This window comes from Methylobacterium sp. B1 (genome assembly GCF_000333255.1).
In the GTDB taxonomy this organism is placed as follows: Bacteria; Pseudomonadota; Alphaproteobacteria; order Rhizobiales; family Beijerinckiaceae; genus Methylobacterium; species Methylobacterium fujisawaense.
In genome coordinates, this window is record NZ_BACT01000607.1 from 1 (window position 1) to 2,207 (window position 2,207).

Annotated in this window: 2 protein-coding genes; both read left to right on the forward strand. The window is 69.3% G+C overall.

Annotated elements, in window-relative coordinates; genetic code table 11:
• The first annotated feature begins 32 nt into the window (after positions 1-32).
• A complete protein-coding gene (locus I53_RS17885; RefSeq protein ID WP_043353085.1) occupies positions 33-1,298 on the forward strand; it encodes a L,D-transpeptidase family protein in 1,266 nt (421 codons plus the stop codon).
• A gap of 213 nt (positions 1,299-1,511) precedes the next feature.
• On the forward strand, positions 1,512-2,207 hold a 696-nt coding region (locus I53_RS17890), incomplete at its 3' end, for a metallophosphoesterase N-terminal domain-containing protein (protein ID WP_043353087.1).

Below are 2,207 nucleotides of genomic sequence, written 5' to 3' on the forward strand. Positions count from 1 at the left end.
GATGCCAGAAGGCACAAAACCGGTTCACCGCAATCCTGAGCGTCGCCGCTTTCGGCGCGCTGGGCTTCGGCGCCGCCCAAGCCCGCGATCAGGGCAACTATGCCCAGGCCGAATGGGCGCAGGACTACGCTTCACCCGCCGGCATGCAGGTGCAGCGCGAGACGGTTCCGATCCTCTCGCCGCAGACCGTGACGTCCACCGAGCAGATGGTGGAGCGCTACAAGGACATCGTCGCCCGCGGCGGCTGGCGTCAGGTTTCCGGCGCCGACCATCTGCGGGTCGGCTCGCGCGGCCCGGCCGTGGCGGCCATCCGCCAGCGCCTGATCGTCACCGGCGACCTCGATCCGGCCGCCGGTGGCTCGGGCGTGTACGATTCGTACGTCGCCGCGGGCGTGAAGCGGTTCCAGGCCCGTCACGGCCTCAGCCAGACCGGCGCGATGACGATGGCCACCCAGCAGGCCATGAACGTCCCGGCCGAGGTGCGCCTCCGCCAGCTCGAGATCAACGTCGTGCGCCTGCGCTCCTACTCGGGCGATCTCGGCCGGCGCTTCGTGATCACCAACATCCCGGCCGCGCTCGTCGAGACGGTCGAGAACGGTCAGGTCGTCACGCTCCACGCCGCAGGCGTCGGCAAGATCGACCGCCAGTCGCCGATCATGAACACCAAGGCGACGCAGATCAATTTCAACCCGACCTGGACGGTCCCGGCTTCCATCGTGAAGAAGGACCTGATCCCGAAGATGCAGAAGGATCCGAACTACCTCACGGACAACAAGATCCGGATCCTGTCGAACGGCTCCGAGATCTCGCCGAAGTCGGTGAACTGGTTCTCGGATGAGGGCACCCGCTACACCTACCGGCAGGATTCGGGCGCCGACTTCAACTCGATGGGCATCGTCCGCATCAACATCCCGAACCCCTACGGCGTGTTCATGCACGACACGAACACCAAGGGCGTGTTCGGCGACGACTTCCGCTTCATCTCGTCGGGCTGCGTGCGCGTGCAGAACGTGCGCGAGTACATCACGTGGCTGCTGAAGGACACGCCCGGCTGGGACCGCCAGAAGGTCGAGGAAGCGATCGAGAGCGGCAAGCGCGTCGACGCCAACATCGCCCAGCCGGTGCCGGTCTACTGGACCTACATCACCGCCTGGTCGACCCCGGACGGCATCGTCCAGTTCCGCGACGACATCTACAAGCGCGACGGCGTGAACGTCCCCTCGACCATCGGCGCACCGACCCCGGTCGCCAGCGCCGAGCCGATGCCGCAGACCTTCGAGCCCGGCGACGAAGAGTAGTCGTTCCGCGGGCGCCAGCCGCCTCCGGCGGCACCCGCCCATCGAACACGATCCGAGGCCCGCACCTCCGCCGAGGCGCGGGCCTCGTGCGTTCGGAGCCGCTTCTGTCATCCGGAAGTCAAACGCGTCTGCTTGGCCGCGGAGGCTGCGTCCCGGAGCCGGTTGCCGGCCTCCCGCGAGACGACGCGCCGCGAAGCCGTGCAGGAGCCATCCATGTCGCGCGATACTCAACCCGGAGGCCTGACCCGCCGGAGCACCATGGCGGGCGCCGCCGCCCTGGGCCTCGTCGCGGGCCGGGCCGGCGCGCAGGAGACCGCCGAGGCCACCGGGATCGTCTCCGCGCGCGATGCGGCCGGCGGGGACCCGGCTCCGTTGCCGGGTGTGCTGGTGTCCAACGGTCGCGAGGTCGTGCGCACGGACGATCAGGGCCGCTACCGCCTGCCGATGTCGGGCGACGGGGCGGTCTTCGTGATCAAGCCGCCGGGCTACGCCCTGCCGCGCGACGCCGACAACGTGCCGCGCCATTCCTACATCCACCAGCCCGGGGGCACGCCCGCCGAGCTGGGCCTGCGCTATCGCGGGCTCGCGCCCACCGGGCCGCTCCCGGCCTCGATCGACTTCACCCTGACCCGCGTGGACGAGACGACGGACTTCGACGTCGTGCTGTTCACCGATCCCCAGCCCGAGAGCCGGTTCGAACTCGACCATGTGCGGGACACGGCGGTCGCCCGCGCCATGGCGATCCCGGCGGCCTTCGGCCTGACCACCGGCGACGTGCTGTTCGACGACCTGTCGCTCTACTGGCGATCCAACCGCATCGTCGGGCGGATCGGTCTGCCCTGGTACAATCTGCCGGGCAATCACGATCTCAACATGCAGGCGCCGGACGCGCGCTACAGCCGCGAGACG